This is a genomic window from Bifidobacterium dolichotidis, assembly GCF_003951975.1.
GTDB classification, from domain to species: domain Bacteria; phylum Actinomycetota; class Actinomycetes; order Actinomycetales; family Bifidobacteriaceae; genus Bifidobacterium; species Bifidobacterium dolichotidis.
Genome location: NZ_QXGM01000002.1, coordinates 331,260 through 348,816, shown reverse-complemented (window position 1 = coordinate 348,816; position 17,557 = coordinate 331,260). Strand labels below are relative to the sequence as shown.

Here is a 17,557-nt window from a genome sequence, read left to right as displayed (position 1 = left end):
CTAGCCTTAGGGACGGGTGTATCAGGATGTTTGTATGTCGGTCAAACATAAAACTGTGCGTCTTTTGTTGAAATTTCCCACGTACCAAGGAGTTTCTGCGTAGACTAAGGGGCATGACAGAGCAACAGACTGAATCCCCTGAGCGCCTTGCTCGACCGCTCATCCGATTAGCTTCTTTAGTCGGTGTTGCAACGAGCTATACAGGTATGTCTCATGACTTCCACGAAATTAGTGATGAAGTCCTTATTTCCGTACTCGAAGCCCTTGGCATTGACGCCACGAGTGAGAGCAAAATTGATATCGCTATTACTCGACTGCAGAATGCACGAAGGGGTCGCCTCGTAGCGCCAACAGTGCTGCACACAGTAGGCGAGCAAGAACAAGTTCATTTGCACGTTGGCATGATGGAAGTGCCAACAGCCACCATTACGCTCGAAAATGGCGGAACGTACGAAGGTGAGCTGCCTATCAGTGCTGATGCAGCTGCCGGCGTTCACGATGTCAGCGGTAAATTTGTGGGCCATGTGAACTTGACATTGCCAGCGGATCTGCCTGTTGGATATCACACGTTGACTATTACAACCGATCAGCGTACGCAGTCGGCAACGCTGATTAGTGCACCAAAGCATATTCCACTGATCCCATCGATGAGGAATAACTCGCTGTGGGGTTGGATGGCCCAGATTTATTCGATTCGTTCGCAGCAGTCGTGGGGCGTTGGTGATTTCGATGATCTGCGTGAGCTGCTCATTGACGCTAAGCGTGACTCGGACGCTGACTTCGTGCTCGTGAACCCACTGCACGCCGCTGAGCCAGTACCACCGTTGACGCCATCGCCATACCTGCCAGTATCGCGTCGCTTTGTCAACTTCACGTACATCAGCCCAACTGCAATTCCTGAGTACTACGCACTCACCGATGAGCAGAAGGCTCGTCTTGCTGAGCTGCACGATTCGGTTGCTGCACTGAACAACAATGCAGAGCATATTGATCGTGACACGATGTGGCGCGCCAAGATGGAAGCCTTGTGGATGATCTACAAGGATACGCAGCGTACTGCTGAGCGTCAGGCTGCATTCGATGCATTTAAGCAGGATTGCGGTCAGGAACTGGAAGCTTATGCAACGTGGTGCCTGTGCTATGACAAGTGGGGCGCACCAGAAGATGATCCAGGTAACTGGGAGCGCAAGTACACGAAGGATTCTCCAGAAATCGCATACGTGCGTGATCGCTTCCCAGAGACACTGGAGTTCTACCGTTGGCTCGAATGGATTGCTATCGAGCAGCTGCAGGCTGCACAGCAGGCAGCACGTCAGGCTGGTATGAAGATTGGTCTGATGGCCGATATGGCTGTTGGCGTGCATCCTCAGGGCGCTGATGTGTGGTGGAACCCAGAGCGCTTTGCTAAGGGTGCTACCGTGGGTGCTCCACCTGACATGTTCAACCAGCAGGGCCAGAACTGGAGCCAGCCACCACTGAATCCACTGACGCTTGATGAAACGGGCTACAAGGTATACCGCGACATGGTGCACGTGATGTTCCTGCAGGCAGGCGCTGTGCGTATTGACCACATTCTGGGTCTGTTCCGTCTGTGGTGGATTCCAGAGCACAAGCCGGCAACCGATGGCACCTATGTGTACTACAACCACAATGCCATGCTGAGCATTCTGGCTATTGAGGCTTCTCGCGCTAACGGCATTGTTGTGGGCGAGGACTTGGGTGTTGTACCTCCATACGTGGCGCAGGCTCTGACTGATCGCGGCATTCTGGGCTGCGCTGTGGAATGGTTCGAACAGATGGACGGCGTCTTCACGGCTCCTCAGTACTGGCGTGAGTATGCACTCGCTTCGGTTGATGTGCACGATATGCCACCAGCAGCTGGTTACTTGGAGTATGAGCACGTTAAGGTGCGCGAAGAGCTTGGTCTGCTGGCTGAGGGTGCAGATGCATTCCGCGAGTCCGCAGAAGCTGAGCAGCAGGCTATGGTGCAGATGCTGTGCGACAACGGCTATCTGAAGCCAGAAGACCTTGAGGCAACGGATCGAGTCGACCGTATTGTGATGGCACTGTATCGTGCTCTGCAAGGATCTCCTTGCAAGCTCAAGGCAGCTGCCATTGTTGATGGTACGGGTGAGCGTCGCACGCAGAACCAGCCAGGCACGAATAACGAATATCCAAACTGGCGTATTCCTCTGGCCGATGCTGAAGGCCATGTGGTACCGCTGGAAGGTCTGTTCAAGACTGAAGGCATGGTCAAGCTCGCTAAGATCATGAATCAGCAGCTCTAAACGCTTCTAAAAAGTAGCGAAAACCGTTCTAAAGGCTCACGACACGCCGTGTGTTGTGAGCCTTTGTGCATAAGTGTGGATAAATGCCGAAAAAGTCAAGGCAATTGATACACTAATAGATTGTTGTGTTTCCCTACGGGGTCCTTCAAAGCGCTTTCCCACTCGCCATAAGGACTTTCAGGGAGCCCACGGTAATGAGATTTAAGCCCAAGCGGAGGCGGCCGCTTCAGCCGCGCCGTGAGAGCGAGAATCCGGAACACAATATAAAGAAAAGGACCATCGTGAAAACTTTCACACCGAAGCCAGCTGATCTGACTCACGACTGGTATGTCATCGACGCTACTGACGTGGTGCTCGGCCGTCTCGCTTCCCAGGTTGCAAACCTGCTGCGTGGTAAGAACAAGCCAACATTCGCGCCTCACGCTGATGCAGGCAACTTCGTGATCATCATCAACGCCGACAAGATCGCTCTGACCGGCAACAAGATGGGCAAGAACCTGTACGCCCACTCCGGCCGTCCTGGTGGTCTGCGCCGCGACAGCTACGCACAGCTGATGGCTGCTGGTAAGCCAGAGCGCATCATCCTGTCTGCTGTGAAGGGCATGCTGCCAAAGAACAAGCTGTCCAAGGTCCTGATGGATCGCCTCCGTATTTACAAGGGCGCTGAGCACCCACACGCAGGTCAGAACCCACAGGTCTTCGAGATCGAGCAGATCTCCCAGCAGGCTAAGTGAACCGAAGGAGCGTAAGAACAATGGCTGAAAACACCAACAACGCCTCGGTTCAGGAAACCGAAGAGGCTGTCGCTTTCACTACCGAGACTAACGCAGGCGCCGGCACCGGCACCTCGACGATTGCTGCAGGCTACGGCACCGGCCGTCGCAAGGAAGCAGTCGCTCGCGTGCGTCTGGTCCCAGGTTCGGGCAAGTGGACCATCAATGGTCGCACGCTCGAGGAGTACTTCCCATCCAAGCTGCTGCAGCGTGAGGTCAACGCACCAATCGTTCTGCTGAAGCTTGAGGGCAAGTTCGATGCAATCGTGCTCGTCGACGGTGGCGGCACCACGGGCCAGGCAGGCGCAATCCGCCTCGGTGTGGCTCGTGCACTCAATGCAATCGATCGTGATGCTAACCGTGCAGCCCTGAAGAAGGCTGGCTTCCTGACTCGCGACGCTCGCGTCGTGGAGCGCAAGAAGGCTGGTCTGCACAAGGCTCGTCGTGCACCACAGTTCTCGAAGCGTTGATTTCTGCTTTTTGCAGCAAATCGAAAACCCCGTTCTGGTTCTCCAGAGCGGGGTTTCCCGTTTTATAAAGCCCGTATTACTCAAACGATATTCGTTGAATATACGTACATGAGCAATACGGGCTTTTGTTATGAAGCGTGGATTTACGCTCAGTTACTAATTGGCGTAGGCATAGACCTCGGATCAGCGCTAGAACCTAGCAAACTAATACTGTTTGCAGGAATGCTCCAGTGCGTTGTAATAAACGAATCCTGACGCGGGCCATCACCATGAATTTGTGCACTGGACCACAACAAATGCCAAGTGCAATCAGCAGGCAAGTGGAACTCCAAATCATTTGGACCACTATTGACCACAATGGCTACGCTGCGCTCATCGCCAGAAGTCAAACGCATAGTGAATGCATGCAATGACTTATCCTGCCAATCATCACGCTGCGGTGATGAACCATCAGGCAAGAACCACATCACACGACTCTTCGAGTGCTTATCGAAGCCAAGCTGGCTCAAGCGCGTAAAGAAGTCTTCATGATGGTAAATATCAAGCATCTTACGAATAGCAATCAGATCAGAGACGCTACGCATACGACGCTGTTCAGGGGAGTCCTGAGGCTTCTGTAGCCAGCTCCAGTCCAACCACGTTGTTTCATCATCAAGGCAATACGCATTGTTATTACCCTGCTGTGAATTACCAAACTCATCGCCAGCAAGCATCATTGGCGTACCCAAAGAAAGCATGAGCATACCAAGTACGTTCATAATGGCACGCTCACGAGCCGCCTGAATCTGCGGATCATCAGATGGGCCTTCAACACCGAAATTCGCTGAATGGTTCGAATTCGAACCATCAGTATTGTGCTCACCATTGGCCTCATTGTGCTTGTTCTTATACGAGACCAAATCAGCCAAAGTGAAGCCATCATGAGCCGTGACGAAGTTAATCGAACTTGTAGCACCACGACCAGGGTTCGTTGCAAACAGATCAGCTGAACCGCACAAACGCGTGGCCATCTCTTGCAAGGACACCGAAGCCTTAGGGCTCACCTGGCCATGCAAAGGACCATTTGGCACGCCATGGCCATACGCCGCAACACGTGCAGCATCCTTCGCAGAAACAGGTGCATACTCCGACTTGCGAATACGTCGATCTTTGAAATTCGAATTCGACGTATTGATATGAGCCGACAGTGGGTGAGTGGCTTCATGGGTAATCATCGAGATCGAATCAGAATGACGATCACCCAAATGGAAAATCACTTCTGGCTGCTGAGTCTTGGCATCCGCATCATTATCAGTGTTCTGCTGGCCATGAGAACTCTGTTGACTACCAGCTTGCTGCTGAGCATCAGCCTTCTGTTGTGTCGAAGCCTGCTCTATCGAAGCCTGCTGATCCGCATTCGTATCCTGATCTGCAGCAGCAGTCTGATCAGCATCATGATCGCGCTGCTCAATAATCTGCTGAAGACGCGCAACACGAGCCGATTGCGCTGCCTGCACCAGATGAGGACGCGATGCACGGTCTTCTGAATACGACCATGCTTCACTGACCGGCTTTGGACCATCGGTATTACCCATAATGGCCAAATGACGCAAATGTGCATCAGTTGCCGTCGGATCATACTCTTCGCGCGCTGCCTGCTCTGGATTAGCGCGTCCTAGAACGCGTCGTAACCCAGCTTGCAGATCAGCATCAATATGGCCACTGCCCAAGTTCAAATTGAGATCATCGGCATCAGCATCTGGCTTTGGCTGCAAATGCTTGTACTTTGGCGGCTCTTGTGCCGCCACATCGGTAATCCAGAACGAACGAGCCGTATCACGGAAACGATCATTCCACTCACTGAAAGGCGTTAAGAACTGGCCCGTACGCCAACCATTAGGACCAATATCCCAAGGCTCCATAATGAGCTTTAAATTGCCAAGCAATTTATCAGAACGCAAGGCATACAAGAATGGATGAAATGGCGTAAATTCACCGTTCAAACGTGCTGTTGCCACAGCCAAATCAAAACGGAAGCCATCAATACCAATGCGCTTCGCCCAATACTTCAACGAATCCACGGCATACACCACATTGCGTGTATCGGTAAAGTCAAACGTATTGCCGCAGCCCGTTGTATCAATTAACTGGCCAGGCTCACCCTGACGGTAATACGAAAGATTATCGAGGCCACGCCAGCACACGGTCATATCGGCATTGCCACCCTCGCACGAGTGGTTAAACACCACATCCATAATGACCTCAAAGCCAGCCTGATGTAGCGCTTTAACCATGTCAATAACTTCGCGGCGAACGGCCATAGCGCCTTCTTGCTGCGCCTTTTTTGTTGCATACGAAGGCTCAGGAGCAAAATAGCCAAGCGTGGAATAGCCCCAATAGTTTGGTTTATTGCGTTCTTGCAAAAACAGCTCAGGCTGCTTGGCATGAATCGGCATTAATTCAATGGACGTAACGCCAAGTTCCTGCAAATAACTGAGCGTCTTCGGATGAGCCAACCCAGCATAAGTTCCACGCAACTCAGGAGGAAGCCACGGAGCGTTAGCCGTAAAGCCCTTAACATGAAGCTCGTAAATGACGGTCCTACGCCAGTGCACATGCGGATGAGCCGGATCCTGCTCATAATCAGCGTCATAGCGGTCATCAATAGCGACCGAATACGGAACTTTACCCAAAGAATCAAGCTTGCTCATCTCACCGCGGCTGTCGCCGATAACATGACCGTTCTCAATGGTGCAAGCGTAAGAAAATGCAGCTGGATCAAGCTGAGTGACGCCATCAATACCTTTGGCGTACGGATCGAGCAGGAATTTGTACGGATTGAACATCAATCCACGTTTCGGATCCCACACACCGTCGGCACGGAAGCCATAGTGCATTCCATTCCAAGCTTTTGGAAGATGCACATACCACAGGCCGTAATTCGGGCCCTCCATGCGGAACAGCGTCTCGCGCTTGGAATGTCCATCAACACAGCGCGTCACAATCGGATGACGGCGCATTGTTTTTACGAACGGCACGTCAGCATCGTCGGGGATTTTAATTGCATTGGTATAAAACTGGCTCGGTTGATCCTGCGGTTCTACAACGCTGAGCCACATCGCTTCGGCCGTTTCTGAACGCACAACGATATCGGCTCCGCCGTCGTCCGTAAAAAATATGCCAGGTCGGGTGGCATAGCGGTGAAGTTTCTGCGTATGCATACCTTGAAGTTTAGCGGTTGAGCATTGCGCGCGTATAGAAATATTCGTAAAAATATTGCTAGTTTGTAGCTTGCTCTGATTTAATCTCGAGCAAGTCTGCTGGATTTCGCAGAATATCAGCCAAAACGAGTAGGGCAGCACCGCGTACGTCATCACCTTCTTGTTCCGGCGCCAGCGTAAGCGAGAACTTGCTCGAAGCACAACGTGCACAGACGCGTTCATACAGCTGCTTCACGTCCTGCTCGTCCAAATACTGCGCGGCTTCACCCACAATGACGATGTCGCCGTCCACACAAGCGCGCAAGTTGGCTAGCACCGTGGAGAAATGATCCATCCACTCATTCATACGCTGACGATGGTGCATTTCACCCTGTTCGAGCACACTAAAGAAACCAGGCAACGATTCGCCCTCTTCAGGCAGCATGGCAAGGCCACAGTAGGCATTCGCACAGCCCTGACGACCGCATTCGCACAGTTTGCCATCAGGAACGAGTGTCATATGACCAACAGCCTCGTTATTCACGGAACCGCGCGGCCTGTGAATACGACCGCCGAGTACCAACGTGCCGCCCACGTGCCTGCCGAGTGTGACATACCACGCATCATGCGGACCGTCTTCTACGAGTCTGGCCATAGCACGCGCTTCACCGCAACCAACAAGTGCAACAGGGCGCCTCATTGCATCCTCAAGTAACGCAATTGGCACTTGCTTGCTGCCGCGCTCCTCATCGTGTGTAAACGTAATGCCATCACTGTCGATTGTGGCCGCTCCAGAAACACAAATAGCCACATTCAACACCGTAGGAGAGTCCGGCTGCTCTGTTTCAGCAGCGTTCGAATCCTTGAGTGAGCGAATGAAATCATTGACGAGCGTTCCTGCGCGATGATACGTCAGCTGCTCGTTGACATAGGGCAGAGGCGTGCGCTGCGTCGCCACAATACGGCCCGACAAATCAATAGCCACGCACGTAAGCGTGGTATGACGCAGCGAGACGCCAACAATAATGTGTTGGACCGTGTTAATCGTGAATTTATCAGGCCTTCTGCCGCCCGACGACGCGTCGTGACCAACTTTGCTGAGCAGTCCAGCCTGTTCAATGTGCTGCAGTCCGGCCGCAATAGTTGGCGCACTTAAGCCAAGTTCCTGAGCCAACTGCCTTCTTGTTCGGGGAGTACCATCCATTAACGCATTGAAAATGGCATGAGTGCTGTGTTGCGTCATCGTTGATCCGTCCAGCTTTTTCTCGTGATGGTTTTTCTTGCATTGTATATCGATTTATGCAGTGCAACAGTAACTTTAATAAACGTACTTTATGAAAGTGGTCTCTATAAATGGACTTTTGTTAAGTAACTTTAGAGAAGATGGAATAATTGTGAAGCGTTGATGTTGTTCCAGCGGAACAAAATGGCACAAAACGCTTAATTTGAGCGATTTTGCTGCGAAAATCCATCAATAATAAAACAAATGTGCACAAAAAGAGCTCATAAATAAACAATGTTGCGAGATTGTGTAGCTTCTTCCCAACTCTTGGAATATTGACTAAATTAGTGATGCAGGTCACATCTTTAGAGTGCACCCGGATCGCTGAAGCGGTACGGAGCCGTACGCAGTGGAATATCACGCGCGGTTCAATCGCACTAGCGGTAAAGAGAATATCCAGCACCCCGTGCTGTCATCGAGGAGGATTGAATGGCAGAGGCAAAGCAGGACGAGAAGCTCAATGCCAAGGCCGCACAGCCAGTCGAAGATAAGGCTGCAGCTGCTAAGGCAGAAGTCGATGCTCTCGTTGCCAAAGGCCTTGAGGCACTGAAGGAATTTGAGCGCCTCGACCAGGAAACAGTGGATCGCATCGTTGCAAAGGCATCGGTCGCCGCACTGAACAAGCATTTGGTTTTGGCAAAGATGGCCGTTGATGAGACGGGCCGTGGTCTTGTGGAAGACAAGGCAACGAAGAACATCTTTGCATGCGAGCACGTTACGCACTACATGGCAGGTCAGAAGACTGTTGGCATTATTCGCGAAGACGATGTCAACGGCATTGATGAAGTTGCTGAGCCAGTCGGTGTGGTTGCAGGTGTGACCCCTGTGACGAACCCAACGTCTACGGCTATTTTCAAGTCGCTGCTCGCACTGAAGACGCGCTGCCCAATTATCTTTGGTTTCCACCCATTTGCTCAGAAGAGCTCCTCGGAAGCAGCACGCATTGTGCGCGACGCTGCAATCGAAGCGGGCGCTCCGGAGAACTGCATCCAGTGGATTGAGCACCCTTCGATTGAAGCTACGGGCGCTCTGATGCAGCACGATGGTATTGCAACGATTCTGGCAACCGGTGGTCCAGGCATGGTGAAGGCTGCTTACTCCTCAGGTAAGCCAGCTCTCGGTGTCGGCGCAGGTAACGCACCTGCATACGTCGATGCTGATGTTGACGTGGTGCGCGCTGCTAACGATCTGATTCTGTCGAAGCACTTCGATTACGGCATGATCTGCGCAACTGAGCAGGCCATCATTGCTCACAAGGACATTTACGATTCGCTCGTGAACGAGCTCAAGCGTCGTAAGGCCTACTTCGTTAACAAGGAAGAGAAGGCCAAGCTCGAGCAGTACATGTTCGGCTGCACTGCATACTCGGGCAATACGCCAAAGCTCAACTCTGTGGTTCCAGGTAAGTCGCCACAGTACATTGCAAACGCTGCAGGCTTCGAAGTTCCAGATGATGTCACGATTCTGGCTGCAGAGTGTGCAGAGGTCGGCGAGAACGAGCCTTTGACCATGGAGAAGCTGTGCCCAGTTCAGGCTGTGCTCAAGTTCACCGACAAGGAGCAGGGCTTCGAAATGTGCGAAGAGATGCTCAAGCACGGTGAGGGCCACACGGCAGCAATTCACACGAACAACGAAGACCTCGTTCGTGAGTACGGTCTGCGCATGCACGCTTGCCGTATTATTTGGAACTCTCCAAGCTCGCTGGGCGGTATTGGTGATATCTACAACGCTATTGCTCCATCGCTGACGCTGGGCTGCGGCTCGTACGGTGGTAACTCCGTTTCGGGTAACGTCCAGGCTGTGAACCTGCTCAACATCAAGCGCATTGCTCGGAGGAACAACAACATGCAGTGGTTCAAGATCCCATCGAAGACCTACTTCGAGCCAAACGCAATCAAGTACCTGCGCGATATGTACGACATCCAGCGTGCCGTCATCGTCTGCGACAAGGTTATGGAGCAGCTCGGTGTTGTCGACAAGGTTATCGATCAGCTGCGTGCTCGTTCGAACCGCGTGACGTTCCGTATTGTCGATTACGTTGAGCCAGAGCCAAGCGTCGAGACCGTTGAGCGCGGCGCTGCTATGATGCGCGACGAGTTCCAGCCAGACACGATTATTGCTGTCGGTGGTGGTTCTCCAATGGATGCAGCCAAGATCATGTGGCTGCTCTACGAGCACCCAGAAATCTCGTTCTCCGATGTGCGTGAGAAGTTCTTCGATATTCGTAAGCGTGCATTCCGTATTCCACCACTGGGTACCAAGGCTAAGCTGGTCTGCATCCCAACGTCCTCGGGTACGGGTTCGGAAGTCACGCCATTCGCAGTTATTACCGACCACAAGACGGGCTACAAGTACCCAATCACGGATTACGCATTGACGCCATCGGTGGCAATCGTCGATCCAGTGCTGGCACGTACGCAGCCACGTCGTCTGGCTTCGGATGCAGGCTTCGATGCTCTGACGCACTCGTTCGAGGCTTATGTGTCGGTGTATGCAAACGACTTCACCGATGCAATGGCTCTGCACGCTGCAGATCTGATTTGGAACAACTTGGCTGAATCGGTCAACAGCGAGCCAGGCGAGACGAAGACGAAGGCTCAGGAGCACATGCACAATGCAGCTACGATGGCTGGCATGGCATTCGGCTCGGCATTCCTCGGTATGTGCCACGCAATGGCACACACGATTGGTGCTCTGTGCCACGTTGCTCACGGCCGTACGAACTCGATTCTGCTGCCATACATCATTCGTTACAACGGCGAAGTTCCTATGGAGCCAACGTCTTGGCCAAAGTACAGCAAGTACATTGCTGCTGAGCGTTACGCAGAGATCGCAAAGATGCTCGGCGTTAAGCAGGGCAAGACGGCAGAAGAGACGACCGAGAACCTGGCTCGTGCAGTCGAGGATTATCGCGACAACAAGCTCGGTATGAACAAGTCGTTCCAGGATTGCGGCGTTGATGAGGATTACTACTGGAGCATCCTCGATCAGATCGGTATGCGTGCATACGAAGATCAGTGCGCTCCTGCAAACCCTCGTATCCCTCAGATCGAAGATATGAAGGATATCGCAATCGCTGCATACTACGGCGTCTCCCAGGAGGAAGGCCACAAGCTGCGCGTTGAGCGCGAAGGCCTCGAAGCAACTGAGGAAGCTTCCCAGCGCCTCTGATGTTTCGATCACTCCATAGAGACTGACCTCAATATAAGCGTCGTTACTATGTAGTGCTCAGTAACGCAAACAAAACCGCTTGCTACGGATTCACCAGAACCCGAGCAAGCGGTTTTTGCATATATAAGTAATGACTCCACCCACACATAAGCCAGTTGCAACTTCTCCCGCACATAAGCCAGATACCTTTATTCTCTTCTCCCGCACATAAGCCAGATACCTTTATTCTCTTCTCTCGCACATAAGCCAGTTACAACTTCTCCCGCACGTAAGCCAGATATCTATAATTTCTTTTTCCGCACATAAGCGAATTACAGACGAATTTTGTCTTGTTAATTCTGACGGGGTTATTCCTTATATATAGGGGAGATATAGAGGGGAACTGAATGCGTTATATATAAGGGACCAATTCGAGTTACAGAACGGGGCTCTGCAAGAGGGAAGTGCTGGAGTCTCATGGTTTGAACATGCAATGTGCGTATATATTGAAGAATTTTTTCAATGCTATGCAAAACCAGAAGAATGCGTTACATTAATATTTAGTGCTGCTCAAGGCATAGCTTTGGCATGCACTGCTAACGCACAATATATGCTGACTATTAAGTCTTATATTGACGTCCAGCGTGAGCTGCCTCACCAACTCATGCTGGTTGGGTGGGACGCGCTTCCTCCAGTGGTTTTTGACCTCAAGCGTTGTAACCATCCATTCCTGGCCGGCCGCAAAGAAAGCGGCCGGCTTTTCACTGTCTGAGTTCGCTAACAACGAGCTCAGATCAGTACGTGAGGGAGTGGCTTCGAAGAGTCGTTGAGATACTGGAATTTCAACAGAAATCAACATAATTCAAAAGCCGAAAATACTCGACACGCCAAGGGATAGCAAGACTACCCTTGATGGTTAAATAAAACAGTTGCCTGATTTAAGGCTCGCATATTTGGAATTAAAAAAAGCGAGCGCAACATGTAAGCCCACGAAGCGTGGGTTTTTGCATGGGTGCGCACTGATGTGGAAAACGCTGGGTGTGTTATGCCCAAGCGCGGACCTCGCCGGTGCCCTTAGAGCAGGTTGGTAAACAGTAAATAAAATCGCTAGAAAGGGCGGAAGGCAATGGCGGGACAGAAAATCCGCATCAGGCTTAAGTCCTATGACCATGAGGTCATCGACCAATCGGCGAAGAAGATCGTCGAAACGGTGACGAACGCGGGTGCAACTGTGGTTGGCCCGGTTCCGCTCCCGACCGAGAAGAATGTCTTTGTTGTCATTCGTTCTCCTCACAAGTACAAGGATTCTCGCGAGCATTTCGAGATGCGCACTCATAAGCGCCTCATCGACATTGTGGACCCAACCCCAAAGGCTGTGGATTCCCTCATGCATATTGATCTGCCCGCAGACGTCAACATCGAGATCAAGCTCTGAGGGAGGGGGAGACCGTAATGCAGCAGAAGGCAAATCGCACTGCACTGTTGGGCAAGAAGCTCGGCATGTCGCAGGTTTGGGATGAGAACGGTTTCTTTGTCCCTGTTACGCTCATCGATGTTTCTACGAACGTCGTGACCGCAGTTAAGACCGATGAATCCGATGGCTACCGTGCAGTTCAGCTCGGTTATGGCCAGGTGGACCCTACGAAGATCGCTAAGCCACTGGCTGGCCACTTCGCTAAGGCAGGCGTGACTCCACGTCGTCACCTCGCTGAAGTCCGTACGGAGAACGTTGAAGAGTTCGAGCCAGGTCAGGAGCTGACGGCTGAGCTGTTCCCAGAAGGTGCACAGGTCGACGTGACCGGTACCACCAAGGGTAAGGGCTTCGCTGGCACTATCAAGCGTTGGGGCTTCAAGTCCTACCGTCGTACGCACGGTTCGCACAAGAACGAGCGTCGTCCAGGTTCTGTCGGCGCATGCGCAACTCCAAGCCGTATTCTTAAGGGCAAGCGCATGGCTGGCCGCATGGGTCACGCTACGAACACTGTGCTGAACCTGACGATCATGTCCTCGGACGTTGAGAATGGCGTGATCGCTGTTAAGGGCGCTATTCCAGGCCCTAAGGGCGGCATCGTTCTCGTCCGTTCTGCAGTGAAGGGAGCCTGATTTAGATGGCAAACATTACTCTGAACGTCACTGATAACCAGGGCAAGGCTGCTGGCACCGTTGAAGCACCAGCTGATATCTTCGGCTTCTCCGCTGAAGAAGTTCAGGCTCACGTGCCACTGATCCACCAGGTTGTTAACGCACAGCTCGCTGCTCGTCGTCAGGGCACTCATGCAACGAAGACTCGTGGCATGATCTCCGGCGGTGGCCGCAAGCCATGGAAGCAGAAGGGTACCGGTCGTGCTCGCCAGGGTTCGATCCGTGCTCCACAGTGGTACCACGGTGGCACCGTCTTCGGTCCACAGCCACGTGATTACAGCCAGCGCACTCCTAAGAAGATGAAGGCTGCTGCACTGCGCTACGTGCTTTCCGATCGTGCTAACAACGGCCGCGTGGCTGTGGTTGACTTCGGTATCACCGAGCCATCCACGAAGAAGGCTATCGCTGCTCTGAGCCCAATCACCGAGAACAAGTTCACTACTGTGGTGCTCTCCCGCGAGAACGTTGACGAATGGCTGTCCGTCCGCAACATTCCGACCGTGCACCCTATTTTCGCTGATCAGCTCAACACGTACGACGTCGTGACTGCACAGTACGTCGTCTTCTCCAAGGAAGGCTATGCAGCATTCCTTGAGGCGAAGGCCGAGCCGGCAGTTAAGGAGGCCTGATTTTCATGGTCGCAATTCACAAGCCAGCACACGACATCATCCTCAAGCCTGTGGTTTCTGAGAAGAGCTACGCACTGTCCGATCGCGGTCAGTACACGTTCGTTGTGGCTCCAGATGCTAACAAGGTGCAGATCAAGCAGGCAATCGAGGAGATCTTCAAGGTCAAGGTGACGAATGTCAACACGCTTAACCGCAAGGGCAAGCGTCAGCGCACGCGCTTTGGTTACGGCCAGCGCAACAACGAGAAGCGCGCAATCGTGACCGTGGCAGAAGGTCAGTCGATCGATATCTTCGGTAACTGAAGGTTAGCCGACAAAAGTCAAAGGAAGAACTAGATTATGGCTATCCGCGTTTATAAGCCGACGACTGCAGGCCGCCGCAACGCGTCCGTCTCGGACTTCTCCGAGCTCACGCGCTCCACGCCTGAGAAGTCGCTGGTACGCAAGCTCAGCAAGACTGGCGGCCGCAACAGCTATGGCCGCATGACTTCTCGTCATCGCGGTGGCGGTCACAAGCGTCAGTACCGTCTCATCGACTTCCGTCGTTGGGATAAGGACGGCGTGCCAGCAACTGTGGCACAGATCGAATACGATCCAAACCGTTCCGCACGCATCGCACTGCTGCACTACGCAGATGGTGAGAAGCGCTACATCATCGCTCCAGAAGGCATCAAGCAGGGCGACACCATTGAGACCGGCGCAAAGGCCGATATCAAGCCAGGTAACAACCTGCCACTGCGCAACATCCCAACCGGTACGATTGTTCACGCAATCGAGCTCCGTCCACTGGGTGGCGCAAAGATCGCACGTTCCGCAGGTGCTTCCGTGCAGCTCGTCGCTAAGGACGGCATGTTCGCTCAGCTGCGTATGCCATCGGGCGAAATTCGCAACGTTGATGCTCGCTGCCGCGCAACCGTTGGTGAGGTCGGCAACTCCGATCACGCTAACATCCAGCTCGGTAAGGCAGGTCGCGCACGTTGGATGGGCAAGCGCCCTATCACGCGTGGTGAGTCCATGAACCCTGTCGATCACCCACATGGTGGTCGTACTCGCGGTGGTAAGCCGCCAGTCAGCCCATGGGGCAAGGGCGAAGTGCGTACTCGTCGTCCAAAGAAGGCTTCGAACAAGATGATTGTTCGTCGTCGTCCAAATGGCAAGAACCGCAAGTAAGGGAGTGTCGATTAGATGACTCGTAGCATCAAGAAGGGCCCATTCGTCGACGCCCACTTGCAGAAGAAAGTCGACGAGCAGAACGAGAAGGGCACGCACAACGTCATCAAGACGTGGTCGCGCCGTTCTATGATCACGCCTGATTTCATCGGTCACACCTTCGCTGTGCATGATGGTCGCAAGCATGTCCCAGTGTTCGTCACTGAGGCCATGGTTGGCCACAAGCTCGGAGAGTTCGCCCCGACCAAGACCTTCAAGGGTCATGTGAAGGACGACAAGAAGTCGCGCCGCTAATAAGGAGAGTAAGGACACATGGAAGCTAAAGCAATCGCTCGTCACGTCCGCGTGACGCCGCGCAAGGCTCGCCGCATGGTCGACCTCATCCGCGGCAAGAAGGTGACTGACGCTATCACCATTCTGAAGTTCGCCCCTCAGGCTGCCTCTGAGCCAGTGCTCAAGGTCCTGGAGAGCGCAATCGCAAACGCTCGCGTTAAGGCTGACAAGGCTGGCGAGTCGTTCCGCGAGAACGACCTGTTCGTGAAGGAAACCTATGTGGATGAAGGCGTGACGCTCAAGCGTTTCCGCGCTCGTGCACAGGGTCGCGCTGGACGCATCAACAAGCGTACGGCTCACATCACGGTCATCGTCGCTAATAAGGAAGGAGACCGCTAAAGATGGGCCAGAAGATTAATCCTTTCGGCTATCGCCTGGGTATTACTGAGGGCCATCGTTCTAAGTGGTTCTCCGATTCAAACAAGCTCGGTGAGCGTTACCGCGATTTCGTGCTTGAAGATGACAAGATCCGTAAGGCCATGAGCAAGGATCTCGAGCGTGCAGGCGTGTCCCGCATCGTTATCGAGCGCACTCGTGACCGCGTGCGTGTGGACATCCACACCGCTCGTCCAGGTATCGTCATCGGCCGTCGTGGTGCTGAGGCAGAGCGCGTTCGCGCAAAGCTCGAGAAGCTCACGGGCAAGCAGGTTCAGCTCAACATCTACGAAGTGAAGAACCCAGCTCTCGACGCACAGCTCGTTGCTCAGGGTATTGCTGAGCAGCTGACCAACCGCGTGACGTTCCGTCGTGCAATGCGTAAGGCTCAGCAGGATGCTATGCGTGCAGGCGCTAAGGGTATCCGCATCAAGCTCTCGGGCCGCCTTGGCGGTGCTGAGATGAGCCGCTCCGAGTTCTACCGCGAGGGTCGCGTTCCACTGCAGACCCTGCGTGCTCTTATTGATTACGGCTTCTTTGAGGCTCGTACCACCTACGGCCGCATTGGCGTGAAGGTGTGGATCTACAAGGGCGATATGACGGAGCGTGAGTTCGAAGAACAGCAGGCTCAGCAGGGTAACCGTGGCCGTCGTGGCGATCGCCGCCCACGCCGTGGTAACCGTGGTGGCCAGCGTCAGCAGAACAACGCTGCAACTGAGGCTCCAAAGGCCGAAGCTGCCGCTGCTCCTGCCGCAACGGAAACGAAGGAGTGAGCCTAAGATGCTTATCCCAAAGAGGACCAAATATCGTAAGCAGCACCGTCCGGACCGCCACGGCATGTCCAAGGGCGGCAACCAGCTTGCATTCGGTGATTATGGCATCCAGGCACTGGCACCAGCTTATGTGACGAACCGTCAGATCGAGGCAGCTCGTATCGCTATGACGCGTTACATCAAGCGTGGTGGTCGCGTGTGGATCAACATTTTCCCTGATCGCCCACTGACCAAGCACCCTCTCGGCGCTCGAATGGGTTCCGGTAAGGGCGCTCCTGAGTTCTGGATTTCCAACATCCACCCAGGTCGCGTCATGTTCGAAATCGGTGGCGTTTCTGAGGACATCGCTCGCGAGGCACTGCGCCGCGCAATCGATAAGCTCCCAATGAAGTGCCGTGTTATTGCTCGTGAAGGCGGTGACATCTGATGTCAGTCGGAACTGAAGAGTACACCATCAAGAATCTCAACGAGAAGACTAACGCGGAGATCGAAGACTTCCTCAAGAAGTCCAAGGAAGAGCTGTTCAACCTGCGCTTCCAGGCCGCTACTGGTCAGCTCGAGAACACTGCCCGCGTGAAGGCAGTCAAGCACGACATCGCTAGGATGTACACGGTTCTGCGTGAGCGCGAGCTTGGTATCGCCCAGGCTCCTGCAGCTGCAGAGTCCGAGTCGAAGGCTGAGGAGAAGTAATGGCTGAAGAGCGTAATTTCCGCAAGGTTCGCCGTGGATATGTCGTGTCCGACAAGATGGACAAGACGATCTCGGTGGAGCTCGAGCTGCGTTCGACCCACCCACTGTACGGCAAGGTCGTTCGCTCTACCCGCACGGTCAAGGTTCATGACGAACACAATGATGCTCACGTTGGCGACCTCGTGAGTATTATGGAGACTCGTCCACTGAGCAAGACCAAGCGTTGGCGTCTCGACTCGATTATCGAGCGCGCTAAGTAATAAAAAGTTCGGCAAGGCTTCCTGTACACCTGGTCCCGGTCAGT

16 protein-coding genes and 1 pseudogene are annotated in these 17,557 nt (G+C 53.4%); 15 read left to right on the top strand and 2 right to left on the bottom strand.

Annotated features, from left to right (window positions below):
• Window positions 1–113: 113 nt before the first annotated feature.
• The 3 genes from malQ to rpsI all read left to right on the top strand — a co-directional run bounded on the left by malQ (window position 114) and on the right by rpsI (window position 3,531).
• Window positions 114–2,288 (top strand): 4-alpha-glucanotransferase, encoded by a 2,175-nt coding sequence (gene malQ / locus D2E26_RS05345; protein ID WP_125963661.1) that lies wholly within the window; start codon window positions 114–116, stop codon window positions 2,286–2,288.
• A gap of 281 nt (window positions 2,289–2,569) precedes the next feature.
• On the top strand, window positions 2,570–3,022 hold the full coding sequence (gene rplM, locus D2E26_RS05340) for a 50S ribosomal protein L13 (RefSeq protein WP_125963659.1): 453 nt from the start codon (window positions 2,570–2,572) through the stop codon (window positions 3,020–3,022).
• A 20-nt stretch (window positions 3,023–3,042) separates the two neighbouring features.
• Window positions 3,043–3,531: a 30S ribosomal protein S9 gene (rpsI, locus tag D2E26_RS05335; RefSeq protein ID WP_125963657.1), complete on the top strand. Its 489-nt coding sequence runs from the start codon at window positions 3,043–3,045 to the stop codon at window positions 3,529–3,531.
• A gap of 1,784 nt (window positions 3,532–5,315) precedes the next feature.
• Here the strand turns inward: rpsI and D2E26_RS07650 are convergent.
• A pseudogene (locus tag D2E26_RS07650) lies at window positions 5,316–6,731 on the bottom strand (alpha-amylase family glycosyl hydrolase); the annotation flags it as partial.
• A 58-nt stretch (window positions 6,732–6,789) separates the two neighbouring features.
• Window positions 6,790–7,953 carry an ROK family transcriptional regulator gene (locus tag D2E26_RS05320; protein ID WP_125963656.1) on the bottom strand — a complete coding sequence of 388 codons (1,164 nt, stop codon included), beginning with the start codon at window positions 7,951–7,953 and terminating at the stop codon, window positions 6,790–6,792.
• 468 nt (window positions 7,954–8,421) lie between these two features.
• Between D2E26_RS05320 and adhE the strand changes: the two genes are divergently transcribed.
• From adhE to rpsQ, 12 genes are all read left to right on the top strand, one after another.
• Window positions 8,422–11,163: a bifunctional acetaldehyde-CoA/alcohol dehydrogenase gene (adhE, locus tag D2E26_RS05315; protein WP_125963654.1), complete on the top strand. Its 2,742-nt coding sequence runs from the start codon at window positions 8,422–8,424 to the stop codon at window positions 11,161–11,163.
• 1,105 nt (window positions 11,164–12,268) lie between these two features.
• Window positions 12,269–12,577 carry a 30S ribosomal protein S10 gene (gene rpsJ, locus D2E26_RS05310; RefSeq protein ID WP_003808013.1) on the top strand — a complete coding sequence of 103 codons (309 nt, stop codon included), beginning with the start codon at window positions 12,269–12,271 and terminating at the stop codon, window positions 12,575–12,577.
• A 17-nt stretch (window positions 12,578–12,594) separates the two neighbouring features.
• Window positions 12,595–13,245 (top strand): 50S ribosomal protein L3, encoded by a 651-nt coding sequence (gene rplC, locus D2E26_RS05305; RefSeq protein ID WP_125963653.1) that lies wholly within the window; start codon window positions 12,595–12,597, stop codon window positions 13,243–13,245.
• 5 nt (window positions 13,246–13,250) lie between these two features.
• Window positions 13,251–13,913: a 50S ribosomal protein L4 gene (gene rplD, locus D2E26_RS05300; protein WP_125963651.1), complete on the top strand. Its 663-nt coding sequence runs from the start codon at window positions 13,251–13,253 to the stop codon at window positions 13,911–13,913.
• A 5-nt stretch (window positions 13,914–13,918) separates the two neighbouring features.
• Window positions 13,919–14,215 (top strand): 50S ribosomal protein L23, encoded by a 297-nt coding sequence (gene rplW, locus D2E26_RS05295; RefSeq protein ID WP_125963649.1) that lies wholly within the window; start codon window positions 13,919–13,921, stop codon window positions 14,213–14,215.
• A gap of 36 nt (window positions 14,216–14,251) precedes the next feature.
• Complete coding sequence (rplB, locus tag D2E26_RS05290) at window positions 14,252–15,082, top strand: 50S ribosomal protein L2 (protein ID WP_125963648.1); 831 nt, start codon at window positions 14,252–14,254, stop codon at window positions 15,080–15,082.
• A gap of 15 nt (window positions 15,083–15,097) precedes the next feature.
• Window positions 15,098–15,376, top strand: a complete 279-nt coding sequence (rpsS, locus tag D2E26_RS05285) for a 30S ribosomal protein S19 (protein WP_006295273.1) — start codon at window positions 15,098–15,100, stop codon at window positions 15,374–15,376.
• An 18-nt stretch (window positions 15,377–15,394) separates the two neighbouring features.
• Entirely contained in the window at window positions 15,395–15,754 is a 360-nt protein-coding gene (rplV, locus tag D2E26_RS05280; RefSeq protein ID WP_125963647.1) for a 50S ribosomal protein L22, read from the top strand.
• A gap of 2 nt (window positions 15,755–15,756) precedes the next feature.
• Complete coding sequence (gene rpsC / locus D2E26_RS05275) at window positions 15,757–16,563, top strand: 30S ribosomal protein S3 (RefSeq protein WP_125963646.1); 807 nt, start codon at window positions 15,757–15,759, stop codon at window positions 16,561–16,563.
• A gap of 7 nt (window positions 16,564–16,570) precedes the next feature.
• Window positions 16,571–16,990, top strand: a complete 420-nt coding sequence (rplP, locus tag D2E26_RS05270; protein ID WP_125963644.1) for a 50S ribosomal protein L16 — start codon at window positions 16,571–16,573, stop codon at window positions 16,988–16,990.
• Window positions 16,990–17,253 (top strand): 50S ribosomal protein L29, encoded by a 264-nt coding sequence (rpmC, locus tag D2E26_RS05265; protein WP_125963643.1) that lies wholly within the window; start codon window positions 16,990–16,992, stop codon window positions 17,251–17,253. Before rplP ends, rpmC begins: the two co-directional genes overlap by 1 nt.
• Window positions 17,253–17,513, top strand: coding sequence for a 30S ribosomal protein S17 (gene rpsQ / locus D2E26_RS05260; protein WP_125963642.1), 261 nt, complete (start codon window positions 17,253–17,255; stop codon window positions 17,511–17,513). Before rpmC ends, rpsQ begins: the two co-directional genes overlap by 1 nt.
• Window positions 17,514–17,557 lie beyond the last annotated feature (44 nt).